The 23,136-nt window shown below is 67.3% G+C and carries 21 protein-coding genes; all 21 read right to left on the reverse strand.

The features are described from left to right. Positions 1-36 precede the first annotated feature (36 nt). Positions 37-957, reverse strand: coding sequence for a malonate decarboxylase subunit epsilon (gene mdcH / locus ACFW0B_RS18585; RefSeq protein ID WP_449150479.1), 921 nt, complete (start codon positions 955-957; stop codon positions 37-39). Beyond that, positions 954-1,571 (reverse strand): malonate decarboxylase holo-ACP synthase, encoded by a 618-nt coding sequence (locus ACFW0B_RS18590; protein ID WP_449150480.1) that lies wholly within the window; start codon positions 1,569-1,571, stop codon positions 954-956. The genes mdcH and ACFW0B_RS18590 overlap by 4 nt, the downstream gene beginning before the upstream one ends. A 102-nt stretch (positions 1,572-1,673) precedes the next feature. Beyond that, complete coding sequence (mdcE, locus tag ACFW0B_RS18595) at positions 1,674-2,456, reverse strand: biotin-independent malonate decarboxylase subunit gamma (protein WP_449150481.1); 783 nt, start codon at positions 2,454-2,456, stop codon at positions 1,674-1,676. Continuing rightward, on the reverse strand, positions 2,453-3,307 hold the full coding sequence (locus ACFW0B_RS18600; protein ID WP_449150482.1) for a biotin-independent malonate decarboxylase subunit beta: 855 nt from the start codon (positions 3,305-3,307) through the stop codon (positions 2,453-2,455). The genes mdcE and ACFW0B_RS18600 overlap by 4 nt, the downstream gene beginning before the upstream one ends. Beyond that, entirely contained in the window at positions 3,300-3,617 is a 318-nt protein-coding gene (locus tag ACFW0B_RS18605) for a malonate decarboxylase subunit delta (protein ID WP_449150483.1), read from the reverse strand. Before ACFW0B_RS18605 ends, ACFW0B_RS18600 begins: the two co-directional genes overlap by 8 nt. 2 nt (positions 3,618-3,619) lie before the next feature. Then, the gene (locus tag ACFW0B_RS18610; protein ID WP_449150484.1) at positions 3,620-4,471 is read right to left on the reverse strand and encodes a triphosphoribosyl-dephospho-CoA synthase; all 852 of its coding nucleotides are present in this window, start codon (positions 4,469-4,471) and stop codon (positions 3,620-3,622) included. Further along, on the reverse strand, positions 4,471-6,147 hold the full coding sequence (mdcA, locus tag ACFW0B_RS18615) for a malonate decarboxylase subunit alpha (protein WP_449150485.1): 1,677 nt from the start codon (positions 6,145-6,147) through the stop codon (positions 4,471-4,473). The genes ACFW0B_RS18610 and mdcA overlap by 1 nt, the downstream gene beginning before the upstream one ends. 224 nt (positions 6,148-6,371) lie before the next feature. Further along, complete coding sequence (locus ACFW0B_RS18620) at positions 6,372-7,511, reverse strand: OmpA family protein (protein WP_449150486.1); 1,140 nt, start codon at positions 7,509-7,511, stop codon at positions 6,372-6,374. A gap of 29 nt (positions 7,512-7,540) precedes the next feature. Next, on the reverse strand, positions 7,541-7,978 hold the full coding sequence (gene tssE / locus ACFW0B_RS18625; RefSeq protein ID WP_449150487.1) for a type VI secretion system baseplate subunit TssE: 438 nt from the start codon (positions 7,976-7,978) through the stop codon (positions 7,541-7,543). 3 nt (positions 7,979-7,981) lie between these two features. Then, a complete protein-coding gene (tssJ, locus tag ACFW0B_RS18630; RefSeq protein ID WP_449150488.1) occupies positions 7,982-8,518 on the reverse strand; it encodes a type VI secretion system lipoprotein TssJ in 537 nt (178 codons plus the stop codon). Then, positions 8,499-9,593 carry a type VI secretion system baseplate subunit TssG gene (gene tssG, locus ACFW0B_RS18635; RefSeq protein WP_449150489.1) on the reverse strand — a complete coding sequence of 365 codons (1,095 nt, stop codon included), beginning with the start codon at positions 9,591-9,593 and terminating at the stop codon, positions 8,499-8,501. Before tssG ends, tssJ begins: the two co-directional genes overlap by 20 nt. Beyond that, complete coding sequence (gene tssF / locus ACFW0B_RS18640) at positions 9,557-11,326, reverse strand: type VI secretion system baseplate subunit TssF (protein WP_449150490.1); 1,770 nt, start codon at positions 11,324-11,326, stop codon at positions 9,557-9,559. Before tssF ends, tssG begins: the two co-directional genes overlap by 37 nt. Positions 11,327-11,353: 27 nt before the next feature. Then, complete coding sequence (tssA, locus tag ACFW0B_RS18645; protein WP_449150491.1) at positions 11,354-12,937, reverse strand: type VI secretion system protein TssA; 1,584 nt, start codon at positions 12,935-12,937, stop codon at positions 11,354-11,356. Continuing rightward, positions 12,934-16,278, reverse strand: a complete 3,345-nt coding sequence (locus tag ACFW0B_RS18650; protein WP_449150492.1) for an ImcF-related family protein — start codon at positions 16,276-16,278, stop codon at positions 12,934-12,936. The genes tssA and ACFW0B_RS18650 overlap by 4 nt, the downstream gene beginning before the upstream one ends. Before the next feature lie 10 nt (positions 16,279-16,288). Further along, positions 16,289-17,467: a hypothetical protein gene (locus tag ACFW0B_RS18655; RefSeq protein WP_449150493.1), complete on the reverse strand. Its 1,179-nt coding sequence runs from the start codon at positions 17,465-17,467 to the stop codon at positions 16,289-16,291. Between the two features lie 77 nt (positions 17,468-17,544). Next, positions 17,545-17,808 carry a PAAR domain-containing protein gene (locus tag ACFW0B_RS18660; RefSeq protein WP_449150494.1) on the reverse strand — a complete coding sequence of 88 codons (264 nt, stop codon included), beginning with the start codon at positions 17,806-17,808 and terminating at the stop codon, positions 17,545-17,547. Between the two features lie 85 nt (positions 17,809-17,893). Then, positions 17,894-19,033 carry a T6SS immunity protein Tli4 family protein gene (locus ACFW0B_RS18665; RefSeq protein WP_449150495.1) on the reverse strand — a complete coding sequence of 380 codons (1,140 nt, stop codon included), beginning with the start codon at positions 19,031-19,033 and terminating at the stop codon, positions 17,894-17,896. After that, positions 19,030-20,163: a T6SS immunity protein Tli4 family protein gene (locus ACFW0B_RS18670; protein WP_449150496.1), complete on the reverse strand. Its 1,134-nt coding sequence runs from the start codon at positions 20,161-20,163 to the stop codon at positions 19,030-19,032. The genes ACFW0B_RS18665 and ACFW0B_RS18670 overlap by 4 nt, the downstream gene beginning before the upstream one ends. After that, entirely contained in the window at positions 20,160-20,972 is an 813-nt protein-coding gene (locus ACFW0B_RS18675) for a hypothetical protein (RefSeq protein WP_449150497.1), read from the reverse strand. Before ACFW0B_RS18675 ends, ACFW0B_RS18670 begins: the two co-directional genes overlap by 4 nt. Then, a complete protein-coding gene (locus ACFW0B_RS18680; RefSeq protein ID WP_449150498.1) occupies positions 20,969-22,108 on the reverse strand; it encodes a hypothetical protein in 1,140 nt (379 codons plus the stop codon). The genes ACFW0B_RS18675 and ACFW0B_RS18680 overlap by 4 nt, the downstream gene beginning before the upstream one ends. After that, the coding region (locus ACFW0B_RS18685) for a phospholipase D-like domain-containing protein (RefSeq protein WP_449150499.1) at positions 22,105-23,136 on the reverse strand (1,032 nt) is incomplete at its 5' end. The genes ACFW0B_RS18680 and ACFW0B_RS18685, both read right to left, overlap by 4 nt.

Consider the following 23,136-nt stretch of genomic DNA (forward strand, 5'->3'; position numbering starts at 1 on the left):
AAGTTGCTTGTTCTTGTCCTTCGAAGTGCACGGCGGTTATCGGGTCCGGCTTACCTCCTGACGCAGCAAGGCGTCCAGCGTATCCAGACGGGCGCCCTGGAAGGCGATCACCGTGCCCTGTTCGAACACCCGCCGCGCCAGGCCGCTGAGCACGGCGCCGGGCGGCATTTCAACGTGCAGGCGCACGCCGCGCTCGTAGGCGGTGCGCAGGGTGGCGTGCCAGTCGATGACCCGGCACATGTTGAACGCGAGGTCGTCGCGCAGCCGCTCCGGGTCGACGATCGGCCGTGCCGTGCTGCCGCTGAGGTAGCGGATCGCCGGGCGGCGCAGTTCGACCCCGGCGAAGGCTGCAGCCAGTTCGCGCGCCGGCGCATCCAGCAAGGCGCAGTGGGACGGCACGCTCATCGCCAGGCGTTTTGCCGCGCAAGCGCCCTGGGCGCAGGCCCGTTCGGCGACCGCGGCCATGGCGGCATCGCTGCCGGCGATCACCAGCTGGTTGACGGCGTTGATGTTGGCGAGAAAGACCGGACCTTCGGCATCGGCCAGCAGGCGCTCCACGCTCGCCAGGTCGAGGCCGAGGATGGCGGTCATGCCGAAGCCCTGTGGATAGGCGCGCTGCATCAGTTCGCCACGCAGGGATACCAGGCGCAGGGCATCGGCGAAGTCCAGGGCGCCGGCAACCACGGCGGCGGCATAGGCGCCAATGGAAAGCCCGGCCACGTAGTCCGGCGCCGGGCCGCGCCGCATCAGCAGACGGGCGCAGGCTGTGCCTGCCACCAGCAGGCACAGCTGCACCGCGCGGGTGGATTGCAGGGCCTCGGGGGTATCCAGCGCCAGCACGTCCTCACCGAGGGCTGCGCTGGCTTCCTGCAAGCAGTCGGCGGTTTCCGCCGGCAGCTGATGGAGCATGCCCGCCTGCTGCGCGCCCTGGCCGGGGAAGGCGAAGAGGCTGCTCACGCCGCCTGCTCCAGGCTGTGCCAGGGGTTATCCACAAGGCGCGCGCCCTCGGCGCATTTCAGCAGCACACGACGCGCAGCACCGGCCCACTCGCGCAGGGCAACGCCACCACCGGGGGTTTCCAGTTGCAGGTCGATGCGGCAGGGCGCTGTGTCAAGGGCGGCCAGCAGCTCGCGGGCGTGCTGGCGGCTGAACGGCATCGGGGTACGCAGCAGCAGATCGAGGTCGCTGGCGGCGTGCAGAACGGGAATACCGGTGGCGATCTGGAAGCCGACGCTGCCGGTCGGACCCCAGCACAGGCCGCTGCCGGCCAGTATCGGCGCGACGCTTTCCAGCGCGCGCAGGGCGGGGAAATCGGCGGCGGCGCGCGGCCGCAGTTGTTCGGGGCTGAGCACGCGCCGGATGGAGTGGATCGGCATGATCGCGGCCAGGCGCTGCTCGCGGCTGGCGCCACGGATGCCCACGGCGATCATGCCCGGCTCACAGAGCGCGCGGCGCACCACCACGGGATGGCCGGCGGCCAGCGCCTGCTGCGCCCAGACGGGGGCGTCGGCGGGAAGCTGGTCGGGGGTCATGCCCCAGAGCAGGTCGTGGGGTTTTGGTTTGGCGCTCATGATTGGCTCCTGTGCATGGGGTTTCACCCTCTCCCCCGGCCCCTCTCCCTGAAGGGAGAGGGGAGCTGGATCGGTGGCTGCGGGTTACTCCGCGCCAGCGGACTACCACTGCGCTCGCAGCATTTCCCTGACCCGCGACGACGCAGCGCGATTCTCCGCGCCGAGCCGTCCGGCCAGATCGGTGCTCGCGCCGATGTCCGCCACCGCCCGCACCAGGCACTCGCGCACCCGGTCGATATCGGCGTCGCCCGGCTGCTCGGCATCCGCCACGGCCACCCGCTCCCAGAGCAAGCCCAGGGACGCGTAGTTCTCCAGGTCGTAGGCCATGGGTGGGACCTTGGCGGCCAGGGCTTCCAGTTCCTCCACGCTGCGCAGGGTGATGCGCGCCGCGGCGGCCTTGCCCATGGCGTGGACCATCACGCCGCTGTCGTCCAGGGCGATCAGGCGCTGGGCCTGGTAACCGTGGGCGAGGAAGGCGCCGGACATGGCCTTGCCCACCAGCAGGCCGATCACCGGGTGGCCGGCCAGGCGGGCGCGGGCATAGGCATCCACCGCGCCGGCCAGGGCCTGGTGAATCCCCAGGGCCTCCTCGCGGCGGCCGTAGGCCTGGCTGGGTACGTCGACCAGCGCGACCAGCACGCGCCTGGGGCCATTGCGGTCGGCTTCGATGGCCTCATCCACCGCCCTGGCCAGGCCCCAGCCTTCCAGCAGGCCGACCTCGCCATTGCGGGCGCGGGGGAAAGGATTCTGCGTATCCGGCACCACGGCGATGAAACGCGCGGCGCGGTTGCCCAGCTCGCCGTCGATCACCTTCACCGACGCCGGAAAGCCTTGCAGGGTGGCGCCGCCGGCGAGGCCCTGCAACCAGTTCAGTCCACGGCTCATTGCTGTTCTCCCTGGTAGAGGGCGCGCACGGCGGCAGCGTCCAGTTGTTCGCAATCGGCGCCCAGCCGCGCCAGGCTCTGGAGGAACCAGGCGTGCCGGCGGCTGCGCGGCAGGCCCTGCTCCGGCTGGTTCAACAGGCCCTGCAAGGTTTCGCGGATGGCCTCGAGGTCGTCGGCCACATAGGCGTCCACCAAGCCGCAGGCAGCACGCTGCTCGCCGCCGGTAAGGCTCCAGATGAAGGGGCGGTCGCGGGAGTCGTATTCCGCAAGGCCGGCTTCCTGTTCGATCACCTGCGGGCCATTGAGGCCCAGGCGCGCTTCGCGGGTGACGATGAGATGGCTGCACAGGCCGGCGGCGATGGACATGCCGCCGAAGCAGCCCACGGGCCCGGCGATGAGGCCGATCACCGGCTGGTATTGGCGCAACTCGACGATGGCGGCCTGGATCTCGGCGATGGCGGCCAGGCCCAGGTTGGCTTCCTGCAGGCGCACGCCGCCGGTTTCCAGCAGCAGCACGGCGCAGGTGGGAATGCCCCGGCGGTTGTCTTCGGCCGCCAGTTCCAGTGCCCCGGCGATCTTGGCGCCGCCGACTTCGCCCATGCTGCCGCCCTGGAAGGCGCCTTCGATGGCAGCGATCACCGTGGGCTGGCCGTTGATGCTGCCCTTGGCCACCACCACGCCGTCGTCGGCCTGGGGCACGATGCCCTGCTGTGGCAGCCAGGGAGAAATGACCCGGTCGAAGGGGCCGATGAGTTCACGGAAGGTGCCGGCGTCCAGCAGCTCGCGGGCGCGCTGGCGGGCACCCTGCTCAACGAAGCTGCGGGCGGCGAGCAGGCGGGCGCTATCAGTCATGGGCAGGCTCCTCTTGGGAAGAAAGGGCCTCCAGCCCTTGTTCCAGGCGCAGACGCACCACACCGGGCGTGGCGCCGAAGTCGTGGATGTCGATGCTCAGGGCCGGCAGCGCCTGGCCGTCGAACAGGCGCTGGAACAGCTGCTGCCAGCGCGGGCCGCTGCCGTTCACCGAGGTCACCAGCTGGATCGACAGGGTGCCGGCGGTGCCGGGCTCCAGCAGCACTTCGAGGTCGCCGGAGCCGACGCAGCCCACCAGGGCGCGGCCGCGGGCCGGCTGGCCGGCGGGGAATTGGAAGGACAGGGTTTCCATGGTCACAGGCTCCCGGCTTTATCGAGGAACAGGCAGGCGGCCAACAGATCGGCGGCACCGCCCGGCGAGGCATTGAGTTGCAGCAGGCGGGCATCCAGCGCACGCAGCAGGCGGCGTCCGGCGATGCTGGCGCTGCCGCCGGCATCGAGCACGGCGCGGGCGCCCTGCTGCATGGCCTCCAGCCCCTCCAGGCCGGCGCGCCAGAGCACGCAGGTGTCGGCCAGGGTGGTCATGATCGCCAGCAGCGCATCGAGACGGGCGTTCTGCTCGCCGGCACCCGCCGCCCGGCTGCGCGCCAGTTGCGGCAGGCCCTGTTCGATCACCGCGGGGAAACCGAGCTGGGCCTCCTCGCGTGCGCCCCGGGCGCCATAACGGCGAGCGACCTGGGCGCCGTGGCTGTCGCTGTACGGCGCCATGCGGTCGTCGATCAGGGCGATGCGCGCCGCGCGCAGGGCGATGGCGTGGGCATCACGGGTGGCCGGATTCAGCGCCACCGACGCCACCAGCAGGCCCAGGGCCCAGATGGCGCCGCGATGGGTGTTCACCCCGCCCGTGATGCCCCGCATCGCCGCTTCGCCTTCGCGGCCGATGCGGCCGAGGGCTTCGCGCAGCGGTTGACCGACTTCGCCGATGTCCAGCGCGGCGTCCGCCATCTGCCGGAAGCAGGGCCAGAGGGACAGCGCCGAGGCGTGCATCAGGCCCAGGCTCAGGTCGCTGTGGGCGCCGCTGCCACGACGGTCCACCAGCGCCGGTTTGGGCGAGAGGTCGGCTTCATCGATCAAGGCGTCCACCGCCAGGTCCGCCAGCCAGTCGGCCAGGGGCAGGTCGGCATTGCGTAGGGATACTGCGCTCATCACCAACTCCTGAATCTGGCCGGGGGGTTGTAAAGGCCGCCGGACCACTCCACCAGCTCAGCGATACTCTTCGCCGCCAGCAGTTCCCGCGTGGCCTGGGTACGGCGGATGCCGAGGTCTTCCGGCAATGCGATCAGCCCTTCGCGACGCATGCGCAAGGTTTCTTTCGGGTCGTGGCGCAGGCCGATGGCGGTGACGCCGGCAACCGCGGCGATCATCGCGCGGCGCTCTTCGAGGCTGCGCGCCTTGTAGAGGTAGGCGATGCCTTCCTCGGTGAGCAGGTGGGTGACGTCGTCGCCGTAGATCATCACCGGCGCCAGCGGCATGCCGGTCTTCTTCGCCACCTCGACGGCATCCAGGGTTTCGACGAAGGTGGGTTTGCCGCCCTCCTGGAAGGTTTCGACCATCTGCACCACCAGCTTCTTGCCGCGTTCGAGCAGGGTCACCGGCTCGGTCCCCCGGTCCTGGCACATGGCAAGCCAGGCCGGCGTGGCGTGGCGGCGGCCGCGCGGGTCGTGGCCCATGTTCGGCGCCCCGCCGAAGCCCGCCAGGCGGCCACGGGTGACGGTGGAGGAATGGCCGTCGCCGTCCACCTGCAGGGTGGCGCCGATGAACAGGTCCACCGCGTACTGCCCGGCAAGCTGGCACATCATGCGGTTGGAGCGCAGCGAGCCGTCGCGGCCGGTGAAGAACACGTCCGGGCGCTGGGCGATGTAGTCCTCCATGCCCAGCTCGGTGCCGAAGCAGTGCACGCTTTCTACCCAGCCGGTCTCGATGGCGGGGATCAGCGTCGGGTGCGGGTTGAGCGTCCAGTTGCGGCAGATCTTGCCCTTCAGGCCGAGGGATTCGCCGTAGGTGGGCAGGATCAGTTCGATGGCGGCAGTGTTGAAGCCGATGCCGTGATTGAGCGACTGGACCTTGTGTTTCTCGTAGATGCCGCGGATCGCCATCATCGCCATCAGCACATGCACCGGCTTGATGTGGCGCGGGTCGCGGGTGAACAGCGGCTCGATGTAGAAGGGCTTGTCGGCGACCACCACGAAGTCCACCCAGGAGGCGGGGATGTCCACCCGTGGCAGGTCGCGCACGTCGTCCACCAGTTCGTTGACCTGGACGATGACGATGCCATCGCTGAAGGCGGTGGGCTCCACCAGGGCCGGGGTGTCCTCGGTGCTGGGGCCGGTGTAGATGTTGCCTTCGCGGTCGGCCATGAAACCGGCCACCAGGGCGACGTTGGGGATCAGGTCCACCAGCAGGCGCGAGTAGAGCTCGATGTAGGTGTGGATGGCGCCCACTTCCAGCAGGCCGTCTTCCAGCAACTGGCCGATGCGCAGGCTCTGCGGGCCGGCGAAGGAAAAGTCGAGCTTGCGGGCGATGCCGCGCTCGTAGAGATCCAGGTGCTCGGCGCGGCTCACGCTGGGCATGATCATGTGCAGGTCGTGCAGGCGGCCGGGGTCGGCCTTCGCCAGGGAACGGGAGAGGAAATCCGCCTGCTTCTGGTTATTGCCTTCGAGCACCACGCGGTCGCCGGGGGCGATCAGGGTTTCGAGGGCTTCGACGATCCTTTCGCTGGGCAGCACGACACCATCGGCGAGGTGCTGCGCCTGGTCGAGGCGACGCTGCTTTTCTGCGCGCCGGCGCGACCACTGCGGCGGGGGAGAGGGTCTTGTTGTCATGATGGCTCCACGGGTTCCGCTGTCGTGGAACGCACATTAGGAGCGTGACCGGCAGGTCATCAATCAAGGCCGGGGAGCTATCGTTACGCTCAGGTTAACGATCTTGCTGAAGGCCGGCCGCCCACCCCGGTGGCCTCAGATGGCATGGGCCAGGTGCAGCTCGGTCAGCGCCTCGGCCTTCAGGTGGGCGAGGCCGGGATCGGAATGGCCCGCACGCAGGCTCGTCAGGCCGGCCCCACCTGGCAGGTACCCAACGCCTGTACCAGGCTGATGTCGACACGTCGGTTGGCCGCGCGGCCCGCCTCGGTAGCGTTGTCCGCAATGGGCTGACTCGATCCATGGCCCTGGACGGCGAAGCAGTCGTCGGCCACATCGCCCATGCTTTTCATCCAGTCACGAACCGCCTCGGCCCGCTGCCTCGACAGACTCAGGTTGCGCTGTTCATCGCCCGTGGCGTCGGTGTGCCCGGCAATGACGATCAGCCAGCCGGGCTGCGCCTTGACGTTCGCCAGGGCATTGATCAGCGCCTTGGTCGAGTCCGGCTTCAACACCGTACTGGCGGGGTCGAACCATTGCACGCTGGCCAGCCGCACCGGCTCGGCCGCCGCCGCACGAACCTCCTCCCGCGAGAGCAACCAGTAGTTCCAGGCCAGCACACCGAGTAGCAGTGCTGCGAGTACCCCCGCCAACGACCAGAGCGCGGCGTGCCTCCCGCGGCGGACCGGCACGGGGGCGGGCATGGCCTCCACATACAGCGCCGGTGCAACCGGAGTGTGCCCAGGTAGCGAAACCACCAACTGCAACGGGCTCCCGGGTGGCACGCTCCCGTGCGAACGGGCGCCCACAAGCACCGGAATCCCCTGCCCGCCCAGGCGACCGACAAGCCTTGCGACCTGTTGGTTCAAGGCCTGCAGCGCCGCCAAAGCCGGTAGCCGGTGCTGGTTCAGGACGTCCTGTACGCAAGCCAGCTCCGCCTCCAGGCTCCGCAACAGCGGTGCGTCCCGCTCGCCGACCTCCAGGCCACGCAGCAGAAACTGGAGTTGCGTGGCCAGCCAGGCGAGGAGGTCCGAGCGCTCCTGCGTCTTGCGCGGCCATACGCCATCAAGGGCCCCGGTCAGCAACCGCCGCAGCACGGTCATGCCTTCGACCAGGCCCGGCAACCCGTAACGGTGGGTCAGCGCCAGCGCCAGAAAGACGGCTACCTGCAGGTCGCCGCCATTGCTGCGCAGCAGTACCCGGCACCACTGCTCGACCATGGGCCAGTCCACATCCGGGCAGGCCGGATGGTTCAGCTTGGCCATTTCGGCGTACAGCGCGGCCTGCTCGCCGCGGTCCGGCGATTCGTTCCCGGCTCGTTCATTCATGACGCTCATTTCCTTATGTCCATCCAGGTTCACGGCGACAGGTATCGCTGCCGCTTGAGATGACGAACCAGCACCTTTCCCGCCGGCGCCAGGGTGGTGCCGAAGGTCGCCTGTTCGCCACTTTTCAGGCGCAGATCGAGGCTGTATTCCAGTTGCCCCGGCTGCGACTGGGGCAGCAGCAGGACCTTCAGTTCCGCCAGTCGCGGCTCGTACTTGAGCAGCGTGTGGGTCATGACGGCGATCAGGCCGTGGGCGGCGGCCGGCAAGCCCTGGAGTACCTGGCCCATGTCCGGCAGTCCGTAGTCGGGCAAGTGGCTGAGGGAGCCGGCGCGGCTATTGAGAATGCGCTGGAGGTTGTCGAGTACCGAGAGAACGGGCTGATCCTCCTCCCGCACCCGGTGCAGCTCCAGCTCCCCGCTGAAGTTCTGCAGCAGCGTTTCGTAGAGCGATGGGACGTGGTCGGTCATCCGTCACTCCTTGGCCGGCGGGCGCAGGACGAGGCTGTTGTCGGCCAGCTCGATCACCCGGGCCCGGTCCGGGTCCAGATCGGCGCGGGTCAATGTCAGGCGCCAGCTATTACCCGTGGTATCCGGCTGGCGGAACAGCGCCACCACCGCGATGACCTGCGCGGCCTCGTCCAGCGGCACACTGAGTACCGCGCCCTCATCGGGCCGGATCACTACGGTCCGTTCATCCAGCAGGGCCTCCCCCAGGGCCGCACGGCTATCGTCCAGCAGGCTGTCATAGGACGCCCCCTCGAAGGCCTTGCCGTCGCGCAGCGCATAGATCCGCACCAGGGTCGGCACGGACAACCCGGACATGTCATGCCTGTCGGTGTTCATCGCGGCGCGCCCGCTGAAGTCCAGGTGCAGGATCCTGACCTCCTTGTAGAAGATCGAGCGGGCGACGGACGCCGAACGTTCCGTGGCACTCTGGTACAGGCCGCAGCCACCGACCAACGCGATCAGCATCGCCAGTGACAGGAACTTAAAAACGGTACGCGACATGCTGCGTCTCTCTTTCCTCAGGATTGTTCTCTAGGCCCCGGTAGCGACCCAGGCTGATGGTGACGGTGCCCGAGCCGGCCAGGGGCCGGCCGCCGCCCAACCCCAGCAGCCCGGTCATGCCGAGCAGGACCGGCGCACGGCCAAGCACGGGATGTGGCAGGCAGTGCTCAGGCAGGCGCAACGCCAGACGCGCGGTACAGCGCCAACCGAGGTAGACCCGCAACAGCGCCAGCAGGTCACTGTGCAGGCGGGCGCCTGGAAGCCAGCCCTGTGCCTCCTGGCGGTCCTCGGTGAACAGGGTCAACTGGAGCTGGCTGTTGACGTCGAGGCCGACGCTGCCCAGCGGCGTTCCCTGGGACAGGCTTACCGGGCGGGCTGCCGACAAGCCAGCCGGCTGCGCCAGCACCACCCGCCGCGGCCAGTGCGGCGTGACGCTCACACGGGTGTTGGGTGCCAGCAGCTTCACCAGCGCCGTCACACCCTCGGCGTTGCGGGTGGGCAGGCGCATGACACTGAGCAGTGCAAGGAAGCGCGAAATCGGTGTCGCGACATGATCGGCGGTGCCGGGGATACCCAGGCCGATCAGCCCCAGCAGGCACTGCGACGTCGCATCCGTGCCGCCGGCTTCGAAGGTCGCCGGGTAGGAGTACTTGCGCCAGATGCGGTACAGCTGGGTGAAGACCCGGTGGTTGAAGATATCGAGGAAGGCCTGCAGGGCCTCGTGCCCCTCGCGGCGTTGCGCGATGTCGTCCAGGTAGCTGGTGGGCAGCGGCGAATCCACGCCGTAAAGCCCCAGCAGACGGGTACGCACCGTGGCCGGCGCGAAGGGCCGGCTGTCATCGGTTTCGATGGCCTTCAGCTCGCCGGCGGGAAACCCCATGCCGGGATCCGGACGAAAGCGCACCGGGTCATCGGACGGGCGGGCGCTACTGCCCAGGGGAGGCTGCCCGGGCAGGGCCTGTTCCAGTAATTGGCAGAAGCGAAACAGGTTCGCCTCTGCCGTGCGCCCGTCCAGGGCTTGCAGCAATCCGCTGGCGTTCAGCCGGGAATACGCTGACTGTGGTTCTCGTTCCATCGCAGGCACTTCCCAGAGGGTTGCAGGATCAGCGTGAGCTGGTTGAACAGGTGGATATCGGCATAGAGGGCGAAGAAGCGGTTGAGCATTTCGCCGAACAGGCTGATGTCGCCCTCGCCAGTGAAGCCATTGGCGTCCAGCGTGACCTCGATATCGACCCCGCGCAGCAGGAAACCCTTCTCGAAACGCTGGATCAGGTGGTGGCGGACATCGACCAGGGCCTCCAGGCGGCGGCGGTTCAGTTCGCTGCCGGTCCAGTCGTAGAGCGCCAGGGTTCCGCGCAAGACCTCGGCGTTGTCCAGCATGGGCAGGAAGTTCGAGCCCAGGTGGCTGAGCACCCGCCAGTGGAAGCGATCACGGCTCGGCGGGTAGCAAGGCATGGTCGGCGCACACAGGTTGAGCACCCGCAGCCCGGCCTGGGTGGACTGCACCAGGGTGTCGAGCAGCGTGCTCTGCAAGGCCTTGCGCGGCAGCTGGCCGTTGGTGCCGGTCAGGCGCAGCGACAGGCTCTCGCCGGCTACCAGGCGGTCGACATCGAAGCCCTCGCCGCCGAGGATCAGCCAGGTATCGTGCAGGCCGTTCGCGCCGCGCTTGAGGCGCGTGTGGAAGTAACGCTCCGGGGCATCGTCCCGCAGCATCCCGCCCTTGTGGCGGAAACTGGTGAAGGGCACGTAGTCCACGCGCTCGGCATTCTTCGAGGCACTCACCTGGTCTACCGAATAGATTTCCGTGTGCCCGTCCTGCAGGCGCATGGGGCGCAGCAGATAGTCGCCCTGCAGGGGGTCCAGGCGCAGGGGGTCGGCCTCCAGCTCGAACAGGTTGATCACCGGCACCGCGTGCAGGCGGACATGCTCGGCGCGGGGCTCGAAATCATGGGGCCAGCCCTCGCCCAGCACCACCTCGAGCTCGAACCAGGGCGTACCCTCCGGCACCACCAGTCGTTCCAGCCCGTGCAGGGTGACGAACATGAACTTCTCGCGGAAGCTGAAGTACTCCAGCAGCAGCTGGTAGCCGCTGAAGGCACTGTCGCCCTTGGGCCACAGGCGATCGTCCTCGGCGAATCCCTTGGTCGCGAAATAGCCATCCAGCGGCCGGCGCTCCGGGTCGCCGGGCAGGCGTACGTAAAGCGCCTGCGCCTGACGGGTCAGCGCCAGGTGCAGCGCGCTGGCCACCGGCGCGTCGGCATTCAGGTACAGGGGAAGCCGGCTGAGGTCCACCTGCGCCCATTCGGTCAACGGACCGCAGGCCAGGCGCAGGCGCAGCAGCGAACGCCCGTCGGGCTCATGGGCCAGGCGCAGCGACTCCACCGCCAGGGGCTGCAGGGTCAGGTCCTGGGTGGTGGTATAGCGGCAGCGGGTGCGCTTCGCCCCTACCGGCCGCGACAGCACCTCCATCCCTTTCTCGATCCGCTCGCTGCGCTTCATCTGCTGCAGGTCGGGCGCCAGCTCGACGATCGACAGCGACGGGATGGTGCGCAGGTAGTGTGGCCAGAGCAGGCTGACCAGCCCCTCGGTCAGCTCCGGCAAGTCGTCATCGAGTTTTTCCCGCAGGCGCCCCATGAGAAAGGCGAAGCCTTCGAACAGGCGCTCGACGTAGGGGTCGCGCGCCCCCGGGCGATCCAGGTTGAGTTGCGCCGCGCGATCGGGGAAGGCCTCGGCGAATTCCTGGCCGGCTTCGCGCAGGTAGCGCATTTCCGCATCGAAATAGCGCAGCGTCAGGTTGTCCTTATCCATCGGTAAATGTCCTCTCTTGAATCTGGCCTAGCCGCAGAGCACCGCGGCGCGCACCGGGTCGATGCCCACCAGCGAGGCCAGCAGGGCTTCCTGGCGGCGTCCGAGGGCCACCTTGTCCGCATCGTTGCGCTGGGCCTTCAGGCGCAGCAGCTTGAGCAGGCGCGCCTGCACCTCGAAGGTCAGGTCCGGCTCCCACTCCACCAGGGCCAGGCGCTGCGCCGTGGACTCCAGTTCCGCCAGCAGGTGGATGGCCAGATCGGTCTTGCCGCACTGTTCGGCGACGCGCGCCATCAAGAGGCGCAGCAGCCAGCGCTGGCGGCCGCTGTGCAGGCCCGGCCGGTCGCCCAGCCAGGCGATAGCCGCTTCCACGCCATCGCTGTCGGCCTGGGCCAGCGCTTCACCCTCGAGGGCGAGGATGTCGTCATCCTCCCGCACCGGCATGGCCGGCGCCGGCAGCCATTGCGGCGAGCGATTGCCACTCACCTGCTGGGCGATCCAGTCGCGAGTGGTCTCGTCGGCGAATGGCGAGCCATCGCTCCAGCGCAGGGATTCCAGACCCGGCAAACGGTCGAGCAGCATGCCCAGGTCGCGCTTGGCGATATCGGCCCAGCCATCCTGCGGCGCCGGCTGTTTGGCCAGCGCCTGGCACAGGTACCACTGCAGGTCGAGCCAGAAGTGGTTGACCCCTTCGGCATAGATGCGCTCGACCTGATCGAGCAATTCGCTCCAGCTCTGCTGCAGGAACAAGCGCTTGAGCTGGGCCCGGTAGTCGCTACGCGGTGGCGTGAGCCGGGTAATGCCGTCGGCCTCGGCGGGCGGTGCCTGGTGCACGCTGTCCCAGCGCAGGCTCTTCATCAGCCGGTGCGCGGCCAGCCAGCCCAGCGGTTGTTGGCGCAGGTAACCGGCCAGGGCCCGGCCATTGTCCAGCAGGTCACGACCAGACCTGATGGCGGCGGCCACGGGAGCGGCGCCCTGCCGGCTCGTCTCGTGGCTAGCGCTGTTCTGCGGCACCAGCGCGTCGACCCCGCCGGACTGCGCCAGGCGGCTCGACAGGGCACCGTAGAGCGCTCCCATTGCCGGCCGCTGGTCCTCCGGCCACGATCCCAGGCCCTGCTCCAGCCAGGCAAGGGCCGCCACGGTACGCTCGGCCTCGGCCCTCACCACCTCCGGGTAGAGCGACAGGCTGTCCAGCACCTTGGCGCTGGCCAGCCACTCCAGCGCCATACGGCGGCTATTGGGCCGCCTCGGCAAGATGTCGGCGGAGAAGCGCTCCAGCAGCGCGGCCAGCAGGCACAAGCCATCGGCCAGGCCGGCCTCGCCATCCTTCTGCATGCGCGCCCAGAGGTAGTAGGTCGCCACCCGCAAGTCCTTGCAGCGCTGCTTGAGCAGTTTCTCCGCCAGCCGCGCGACCAACTCGACATCGGCGCCGGAGAGCTTGTTGACCTCCTCGCGCATGTGCTGGAAGTCGTCGTCGTAGCCGGGGTCTTCGCCGACCGCCGATCGCGCGTCGACCGGTTGCAGCCAGGCCTCCCAATCGGGTGCCTGGCGCCGGGCCAGCGCCTGGGCATCGCGCTGCCCCAGGCAGCTGGCGATGAGCGAGGACAGGCTCATGGCAGTTCTCCGGGTGTCATCCGCGACAGCGGTGAAGCGCCGTCTTCGAGGAAAATCCGCGCCGGCATCTTAAAGCCGCGCAGTTGCAGCAACGCCAACGGACCGGCCCCCAGTTCAGTGCGCAAGTGCCAGGTCAGTCCCAGACCGTCGGGTGCCTGTAGCACCAGCCGGTAACGGCTCTGGCCATCGTCCAGCGGGGTGACCCGGGCCTGTTCCAACAGGCGGATCAGCCCCCAGGTGCCGGGGTAGTCGCCGAACAGCCGCTCGCCAGCCTTGACGCTGGTCCAGCGCAGGTTCGCGCCCGGGTGGTCGCCCGTTCCGGGCCAGGTGAAGCGCTGCCAGCGCTCCCGCTGGTTGAAGTAGGTCAGGCGGTTGCCGTCGAGGGTGAAGGTGGTCTGCTCGACATCGCGCACCGGCTTGGCCTGCAGCTCGAAGCCGATGCCCATGCCGCCGTCGGTGTAGAGCACATCGGCCAACTCGGCGAGCTGGTTGACCGCCGCGAGGAACTCGGGGTTGAAGCGCAACCCCTGGCTCTGGGCGGCCTCGGGCACCCAGCGCTGACCTTCCTTGCGCAGGACACCACCCAGTTGCCGGGCGAGGAATTGGTGGATGCGGCCGCTGTCGCCCCGGACCATCAGCCCGAGCATGGGCAGGGAAGCGTCGCTGGCAGTGGCGGCGAAGGGGTAGCGGCCGGCGAAGGCGGCGTCCCAGGGGGCGACGATCGCGCGTTGCCATTGCGCGTTGAGGCCGGCGGCCGAGGGTTGCAGGATGCGCCGCCAGGCCTGCTCCAGCGGCTGGACGAAGAGCGCCTGGCCGAAGCTGCCCCATTCGCTGCCGAGGCTGGCGGCAATCAGGCTGCCGTAGGCCCGGGTGTCGGTGAGGTCGACGCTGCGCCCCTGGAACACCGTTTGCGCCAGGGCCTGGATCATGGCCTGGGGATCGGGGGCGGTGCTCACCTGCTGGAGCTTCAGGCGCACGCGGGTGACACGGGTGAGGAAGGCCTGCAGGCTCAGGTTGCCATCGCCGGCCAGGGAATCGCCGCCCTTGCCGAGCAGCGCAAGCAAGGGACCGAAGCTGTCGTCCAGCGGCCCTTGTGGAGCCTGGGCCTGCACGTCGATAGCCGGGGCCTGATCCTGGCCGATGAGCTTTTGCGCGGACTGCACCAGTGAATCGCCCAGGGCCTGCCGACGAGCGCCGGCCTGGCCCTGGTAGGCCAGGGTGTTCATCAGGGCGATAAGCGGAGACTGGCGCACGTCGGCCATCAGGGTGAGCTGGTCGATGACTTCGGCAAGGCTGTTGGCCGGCTGCCAGCGCAGGCTATTGAGCATACCCAGCCAGGCGTTGCCGTAGTCCTGGAAATAGCGCGCGGTAAGCCGTTCGCGCAGGGCCTCGGGGCTCAGCTCGGCGGCGACCTGGCTCTGGTCGTCGCTCAGCACCCAGTCGATTTCTTCCCGCCGCGCGGAAGCCGCCTCGTCGATGGCCTTGCGTACCCGGCCTTCCCAGGCCTGGCGGGTGAACACCCCGGGCACCTCGGCATCGGTCGAGAACAGCCACTGCGCATCGGTATCGCCAACCAACTGCTGCAGGCCCAGCGGCGGATACTGGCTGGCCGCGGCCTCGAGCACCGCCTCGTAGAGGCTGGCTTCGCCATTGCGCCGACCGATCTGGCCGAGCAGCACCTGGCGGGCCTGGGCGATCAGCGCGGTGTCGGCCTCGATGCGCCAATCGGGGTGCGCCGCCAGCTGCTCGGCGTAAAAGCGCCAGAGGTTGGGCGCAATGCCCTGCCAGGCGCCGTCACCGATACCGGCGCGTTCAGGCTCCAGGGCGGCGATGGTCTTGCCGAGGAACGCGGCATCGGCCCGTTCCGGGCGGGCCATCATCAGGTAGGCCTTGAGCGAGGCATGGGCGCCCTGGACATGGAGGGCGCGTTCGGTGCTGCCGGGCGGCAGGGCGAGCAACTCGCGCAACCCGCTTTCCAGCCTGGCCGCCGCCGGGTCGCGCAGCAGACGGTTGTTGGCCACCTCGTAGCGCGGCCAGAGCGCGGCGAGCAGGGCGTCGTTCTGGCTCAGGCCGAAGCGCTGGTACCAGGGCACACCGTGCCGGGCGCGGTAATCGAGGCGGTCGAGTTCGTGGACCAGCGCATCGAGGGCCAGCAGTTGCCCATCGCCTTCGCGCGGCTGGTCGAGGGTGGCCAGCACGGTCTCAAGCTCGGCGATCTGTGCCCGATTGCCCACGAAGGAAAACAGCAGGCCCAGCCCCCAGAGCGCGGCCAGGCCGAGCGCCACGGCGGCGCCAACGCGCGGCCAGGTCCAGCCCCGCACCCGTCCACCGGGATGCCAACGCCCCAGCACGCCCTGCCAGGCGGGGTGGGCTATCCATGACTGATCCGGCGCGGCGGCGGGCGCGGGTAACGGGTGGCTGAACCAGAGGCCGCGCAGCATCAGCCCGGGGCCACGCCGCAGTTGCGCCCAGGCCTGCTTGCAGCGGGCGATGCCCTGATCTTGAAGGTCATGGGCGAGCCGCAGCAGCGCATCATGGCGATTGTCCACCTGCATCCGCGCCAGCCCCTGCTCGCGCAGGGACGGCAGCAGGCCGTGCAGGTGTCGCTCGAGCTCGTCGGCGCGGGCACCCGGAGGCAGCGCGCAACCCACCGGCGTATCAATGGCCGGCTGCGCCCAGTCGCTGTCGTGCACCTCCCAGAGGTGCACCGGAGCCTCCCAGTGCAGGTGCCGCGCCAGCGCCTGCAAGCGGCGCTGATAGCGATCCAGGTACGCGGGGTCGGCGCATTGCGCCGGGCTCAGGGCCCAGACGATGCCGTCCAGGGGGCGACTTCGGCGTAAGGACAGCAAGAGATCAGGCGTGGCGGTCTGGCCGCCGGAGAAGCTTTCGCTCAGCAACAGCGTGCCCTGGTCCTCAACCCAGCCCGCGTGCATCAGCAGGGGCGCAATGGACTCGACTTCGCGCACATCCCCCACCACCAGGTAAATGCCGACACGACGCTTCCAGAAGTGGCCGTGGCGCTCTCTGAGCGACTTCGTCAATCCATCCAGGGCATGCCGGTGCCCGGAGGCCTCCTGCGCAGCGCCGGAAGACGTCTCGATATCGTCCGCCAGCACTTGCCGGTAGGACACCGCTCCGACTCGCTGCCCCAACACGAGCTGAGCGGCCAGCAACACCAGAAGCAGCATGGTCGTCACGGCCGTGATGACCATTCCGGTGAATTGCATGCCAGACCCGGCATCCACCCCCACCAGCTCCGGATACCGCCAGAAGACCAGTTCGAGCAACAGCCCAAGCGCCAGGACCAGTGCCATCAGCATCCACATTCGACGAGATAACATCGATACATCCTTATTCCGATTCCAACATCGCGACCGTTGTCACGACCGCACACCACAGCCCAGCCTCGACAGCGTCACCACTGACAATGAGCTGCGGCCGCTCCCGCGTACGCGCACTCTCGGCTGATGCAGCAATGGCGACCCAAGGCGCAGCGGAGCCGCACGCCCCCAACGAAACCTGGAGGTCATGCAGCCCCTGGCCGAGCTGCAGCGGCGCCGACAACTCAAGAAATGCCCGAACGACATCGGCCTGACGCGATTGGCCGATACCCGTCAGCCAGGCATCTCCAAGGGCATCGGCATCCATGGGCACCCATTCCAATGCCTGAAGGACGGAGCGCCGCAGCGAGTCGGCAGTCGTTCCGCGTTCCTGCTCAGGACGATGCAGATAGGCCAGTGGGTGGAGAGGCGATCGTGTTCTTCGGTTGCCCAGCAGCAGGCCCACCGCGACCTCTGCCGTGTTGTCAGGGGGAGAGGGGGCAATCCGGGCCGATACCACAAGCAGCAGCGACGGGTCCTGGCTGCAGGTGTCCAGCCAAAGATCGATGGCCGAGAGCCCGCGATGACTGAACGGCGTCAGCCTCTGTCCAAGCCCCTGCTCGGTCCACACCTCTAGCCACAGGGAGAATGTCCGTTGCGGAGCGACCGGGCTGTCGATATCCAGCAGTAGTGCCACAGGTTGCTCGGCAGGCAGTGCCCGGATCGCCTCGGCGAGGTCAGCCAGCACCATGCGATAAACCTGCTCCAGCAACGTCTCGTGGTCGAGCAACCCCACCTGCGTGCAGGGATCGAGCGACAATCTGCTGTGTCGGCAAGCCTGCTCCGGCAGGTCCCGCAGAGCCTGGGCCTTCAAGGCGCTTTGGTCGCCGAGAAGCGCCTGGTGCTGCTCCCTCCCGGAGGTATCCGCGGGCCCGCGCAACGCGGTATGGAGGCTGACCGCAAGAATCTGCTGGGAACGCCTTCCCCGCCGCAACCTTGCGCGCCAATCCTCTTCCCGTGCCCTGTCCCAGCCATCGGCGGCACTTACGACGCCCAGGTGCACCAGGCACCTCAAGGCGATCGAGACGGACCACAGGGAAAACGGCAGCCCCAGCGCTTGCCGCCAGAAACGCTGAGTATCCTGGCGCAGGGGATCGTCAGCGAAGGCCAGCGTCACAAGAAAGCCGGCCATCATGGCAATCACCAGCATTCCCAACCATACCCAGGGACGGGGTGAACGCGGGCGCACCGCCAAGGGCGGGATACTGTCCAGTCGAACCGGCATGGCTAGCTCGCGGTGGCTTCGGGCAACGATGTCAGCAGTACGCAGCCACAGGCACAGCGGTGACCGTGGAATGCCACGGGAAGGCCATGGTCCTTGAATACGGGGTGTCCCTCTGCGACCACCGTCGCCCCATGCCCGGGGAGCGGGCACATGACGGGGTCACCAACCCGCACGGCGCCAATCCCGCGGAACTTCATCGTGGGGGAGCCGGCCAGAACGACACCCCCGCCCGTATTCTTGTCGCCAACTCGAATGACTCCCTTCATGGGCAAGCTCCTGAAGACTCAGCGTTATAGGTCTGTGCGTAAGTGGAAAAGGCGGCGTTGCGGCCCGCAGGACCCGGCACAAGGATCATCGGGCCTCTCCCTCGCGGTAGTGCAACGAACGGGTCAGGGCCTGGATGCGCGGCATCACCGTTTCCGGCGGCGGGGTGTGCTCGGTGAGGTCGTCGATGCCCTTCTCGAAGGTCTGCACCTGGATGGCCAGCATCGGCATGGAGGTGCCCGGTCCGCCGATATGGGCGTGGCCGAACCAGGCCCGCTCCTGTTCGCCGCCTTCCGGCGTGGGCGTGAGGTGCCAGCCGGTGAAGGTGGACAACCACTTGCCGAAATAGACCTGCTCGATCAGGTTGACCCGCCGCCACTTGCGGCGGTCGAAACCGGGGTAGAAGTCGGTGTCGTAGAGCCCCTTGGTCGGCTCGGTGGGATTGCCGGCGGAGGCGGTGAGCAGGCTGACAATCACATTGGGCGTGCGGGTGAAGCGCAGACTGAACCGCAGATCGTAGGGGACCTTGCCGTCGTCGGCGATAAAGCCATAGGGGAAGCAGACGCCCGGTTCCTGCGGCACTTCGTACAGCGCCCGGGTGCGAAAGCGCCGGGCCAGGTCTTGCATATAGGCGGCAGTCCCGGCATCGGGGCGGCTGAACACGAAGTAGTAGACCCGCGAGTCCCGCCAGAGCAGCAGTCGAAATGGAATCTCCTGACTACCCAAGGCATGAGAGTCCGGAATACCCAGGTCGTGGTCGTAGATCTTGGTCAGAGGAATCTTGGCCTCAATCTTGCGGATTTCTTCTTCTGCGTTCTTGATGAACTGCCGTGTATCACCCGGATCCTGTTTGAACCTCTCGATACGACGCTTGTGGATCTTTATGTCATTGAGAAGAGTGTCCTTATAAATCTCCCCTCGCCCCCGGATATAGTTCGCAGCACCGTCAAATTTTTCACGGGTGGTTGGAGCCGTGACATAGAAAATTGTACGCTGCCCATCCACTCCATGGCGGCCCCGCTCCCAACGGCCGGCAACCTTGTCGGTGAAGCGATGCCCCCCGCCTCTCGCATCAGCAATGCGCGTAACGCGCTGGTTGCTAAACACCGCCCACTCGATCTCTTCCTGCACATCAAAGGCCACTCGACCCAGGCATTCTTGCCGGGCGGAGCTGGCCTCGGTCAGGGGCACAAACAGCAGAGGCAGCAGCAGGATCAGCCGGTTCATCGGGGCACGCCCTCGCGGTAGTGCAACGAACGGGTCAGGGCCTGGATGCGCGGCATCACCGTTTCCGGTGGCGGGGTGTGCTCGGTGAGGTCGTCGATGCCCTTCTCGAAGGTCTGCACCTGGATGGCCAGCATCGGCATGGAGGTGCCCGGCCCGCCGATATGGGCATGGCCGAACCAGGCCCGCTCCTGCTCGCCGCCTTCCGGCGTGGGCGTGAGGTGCCAGCCGGTGAAAGTGGACAGCCACTTGCCGAAATACACCTGCTCGATCAGGTTGACCCGCCGCCACTTGCGGCGGTCGAAACCGGGGTAGAAGTCGGTGTCGTAGAGCCCCTTGGTCGGCTCGGTGGGATTGCCGGCGGAGGCGGTGAGCAGGCTGACAATCACATTGGGCGTGCGGGTGAAGCGCAGACTGAACCGCAGATCGTAGGGGACCTTGCCGTCGTCGGCGATAAAGCCATAGGGGAAGCAGACGCCCGGTTCCTGCGGCACTTCGTACAGCGCCCGGGTGCGAAAGCGCCGGGCCAGGTCTTGCATATAGCCGGCCGTGCCCGGATAGGGCTCGAAGGCGAAGTAGTAGACCCGCGAGTCCCGCCAGAGCAGCAGTTGAAATGGAATGTCTTTGCCACCCAAGGCATAAGCGTCCGGAATGCCCAGGTCGTGGTCGTAGATTTTGGCCAGGGGGATCTTGGCTTCGGTTTTGCGGATTTCTTCCTCGACATTCTTGATGAATTGGCTGGTGTCACCAGGGTCTTGTCTGAACATTTCGATACGGTATTTATCGATCTCGATTGTCTTCCTTAACTCCTCCTGATAAAGCGCTCCTCGCCCCCGTATATAGTTCGCCGCGCTGTCGAACTCCTCGCGCGTGGTAGGAGCGGTAACGTAAAGGACTGCCTCGTGCTCGGTGCCATAACTGCCCCGCTCCCAACGGCCCGCGACCTTGTCGGTAAACCGGTGTCCGCCTCCTTTGGCATCAGAAATGCGCGTGACGCGCTTGTTGCTAAACACCGCCCACTCGATCTCTTCCTGCACATCAAAGGCCACTCGACCCAGGCATTCTTGCCGGGCGGAGCTGGCCTCGGTCAGGGGCACAAACAGCAGAGGCAGCAGCAGGATCAGCCGGTTCATGTTGTGGTGTCCTCTGGAGTGTTTACCTGAGCCACGCGCTGCTGTGGGGAAGCGTCGAGCCGGTTGGCCAGGATGCCGAGGTGGATACCGGAGTGGTTGCGCTCGCCCAGGGTCCAGCGGGTGGGCAGTGCGGTGATAAAGCCCCGTATCCCCTCGGGGGTCGAGAAACTGCGCACCGCTTGCAGGGTGTCCGAGCGCCAGAAAGCGTATTCATGGGGCAATGGCCGCAACTGCTGACCGCCCTCATTACGTGCTTCCGCATCCCAATAGGCCCAGGTCGGCCAGACCGAGGCGGGAAAGTCGTCCTTGTATTCCGGCGGCAACGCCGTCAGCTGGGTCTGCACCGGGCTGATGTTCTGGGGAATAAAGTCAAAAGCCCGCTCATAGGCTTTGGTGTTTTCTTCGGCCACAGCCTGGATCGCCTCCCAGGTGCTGGGCGCCGCCGGCTTGTCCAGCACGCTTTCCAGCACACTGGCCGGCTGCACCGCGTCGGGGCGGCTCTGGGACAGGCCGAAGTGCTTCTTCCACAGGTCCACCCGCAGCTGCTGGATGGCCTTGCTCACCACCTGGGGTTTCTGGCCATCCAGCGGTACCGTGGTGGGGGTGCTGTCGCGGACGATGACGGCCAGCTCCGAGTCGCGCTCGCCCAGCAGGCTATTGCCCCGATGGATCACCCATGGCGTATGAGCCAGCGCGAACCCTTCCTCGCCCGGGACGTCCTGCAAGCGAATGTTGAACGTCGGGCGTGCCGGGAACGTGGGCGGAGCAATCGACAGGGGTAGCACAGGCATCGCCAGCAGCCGGATCATCGAGGCACGCCCTCGCGGTAGTGCAACGAACGGGTCAGGGCCTGGATGTGCGGCATCACCGTTTCCGGCGGCGGGGTGTGCTCGGTGAGGTCGTCGATGCCCTTCTCGAAGGTCTGCACCTGGATGGCCAGCATCGGCATGGAGGTGCCCGGCCCGCCGATATGGGCGTGGCCGAACCAGGCCCGCTCCTGCTCGCCGCCTTCCGGCGTGGGCGTGAGGTGCCAGCCGGTGAAAGTGGACAGCCACTTGCCGAAATACAGCTGCTCGATCAGGTTGACCCGCCGCCATTTGCGGCGGTCGAAACCGGGGTAGAAGTCGGTGTCATAGAGCCCCATGGTCGGCTCGGTGGGGTCGCCGGCGGAGGCGGTGAGCAGGCTGACAATCACATTGGGCGTGCGGGTGAAGCGCAGGCTGTTGCGTAGTTCGTAGGGGGCCTTGCCGTCGTCGGCGATAAAGCCATAGGGGAAGCAGATGCCCGGCTCGGGCGGCACTTCGTACAGCGCCCGGGTGCGAAAGCGCCGGGCCAGGTCCTGCATATAGGCGGCAGTCCCGGCATCGGGGCGGCTGAACACGAAGTAGTAGACCCGCGAGTCCCGCCAGAGCAGCAGTCGAAATGGAATCTCCTTACTACCCAAAGCATAAGAGTCCGGAATGCCCAGGTCGTGGTCGTAGATCTTGGCCAGGGGAATATCGGCTTCGACTTCGCGAATTTCTTCCTCGACATTCTTGATTGCTTGGCTGGTATCACCCGGGTCCTGCTTGAACATTTCGATGCGGAATTTCTTAATCTCAATTTTCTTCCTCAACTCTTCCTGATAAAGCGTCCCTCGCCCCCGGATATAGTTCGCAGCACCGTCAAATTTTTCACGGGTGGTTGGAGCCGTGACATAGAAAATTGTACGCTGCCCATCCACTCCATGGCGGCCCCGCTCCCAACGGCCGGCGACCTTGTCGGTGAAACGGTGCCCCCCGCCTCTCGCATCAGCAATGCGCGTAACGCGCTTGTTGCTAAACACCGCCCACTCGATCTCTTCCTGCACGTCAAAAGCCACTCGCCCCAGGCATTCTTGCCGGGCGGAGCTGGCCTCGGTCAGGGGCACAAACAGCAGAGGCAGCAGCAGGATCAGCCGGATCATGTGGTGGTGTCCTCTGGAGTGCTTACCTGAGCCACGCGCTGCTGTGGGGAAGCGTCGAGCCGGTTGGCCAGGATGCCGAGGTGGATGCCGGAGTGGTTGCGCTCGCCCAGGGTCCAGCGGGTGGGCAGTGCGGTGATAAAGCCCCGTATCCCCTCGGGGGCCGAGAAACTGCGCACCGCTTGCAGGGTGTCCGAGCGCCAGAAAGCGTATTCATGGGGCAATGGCCGCAACTGCTGACCGCCCTCATTACGTGCTTCCGCATCCCAATAGGCCCAGGTCGGCCAGACCGAGGCGGGAAAGCCGTCCTTGTATTCCGGCGGCAACGCCGGGGTCAGTTGGGTCTGCACCGGGCTGATGCTCTGGGGAATGAAGTCAAAAACCCGCTCGTAGGCGTCGGCGTTGGCCTGGGCCACCCGCTGGATGGCTTCCCAGGTGCTGGGCGCCGCCGGCTTGTCCAGCACGCTTTCCAGCACACTGGCCGGCTGCACCGCGTCGGGGCGGCTCTGGGACAGGCCGAAGTGCTTCTTCCACAGGTCCACCCGCAGCTGCTGGATGGCCTTGCTCACCACCTGGGGTTTCTGGCCATCCAGCGGTACCGTGGTGGGCGTGCTGTCGCGGACGATGGCGGCCAGTTCCGAGTCGCGCTCGCCCAGCAGGCTGCGGTCGTTGATATTGGCGCTGCCGAGGATGGCCACCCGGTCATCGGCGATCAGCAGCTTGCTGTGCACGTAGATCTGTTCCGTCACCACCCGGTCGTCGAGCGTGGCCCAGGTGCGCAGGTTGAGCAGGGTGAGGTAGCGCCGCCAGTCCTGCCGGGCGTAGGCGGGCACGCCCTGGTCGTCTTCACGCTCGATGGCGGCGAGGGCCTCCAGATGCTCGACTTTGTCCTTGAGCAGAGCCGTGAGGGCCATTTGCCGCTGGATGTTCCGCACCAGGCTGTGCTGGCCGAAGAACAGGCTCTGCTGGGTCAGGTGGACCTGATTCATGATGTTGAGGGTGTCCAGCGATCCCTCCGGGTGCACGGGCAG

Origin of the sequence: Metapseudomonas phytobenefica, assembly GCF_043392685.1 — a bacterium.
Lineage (GTDB): Bacteria > Pseudomonadota > Gammaproteobacteria > Pseudomonadales > Pseudomonadaceae > Metapseudomonas.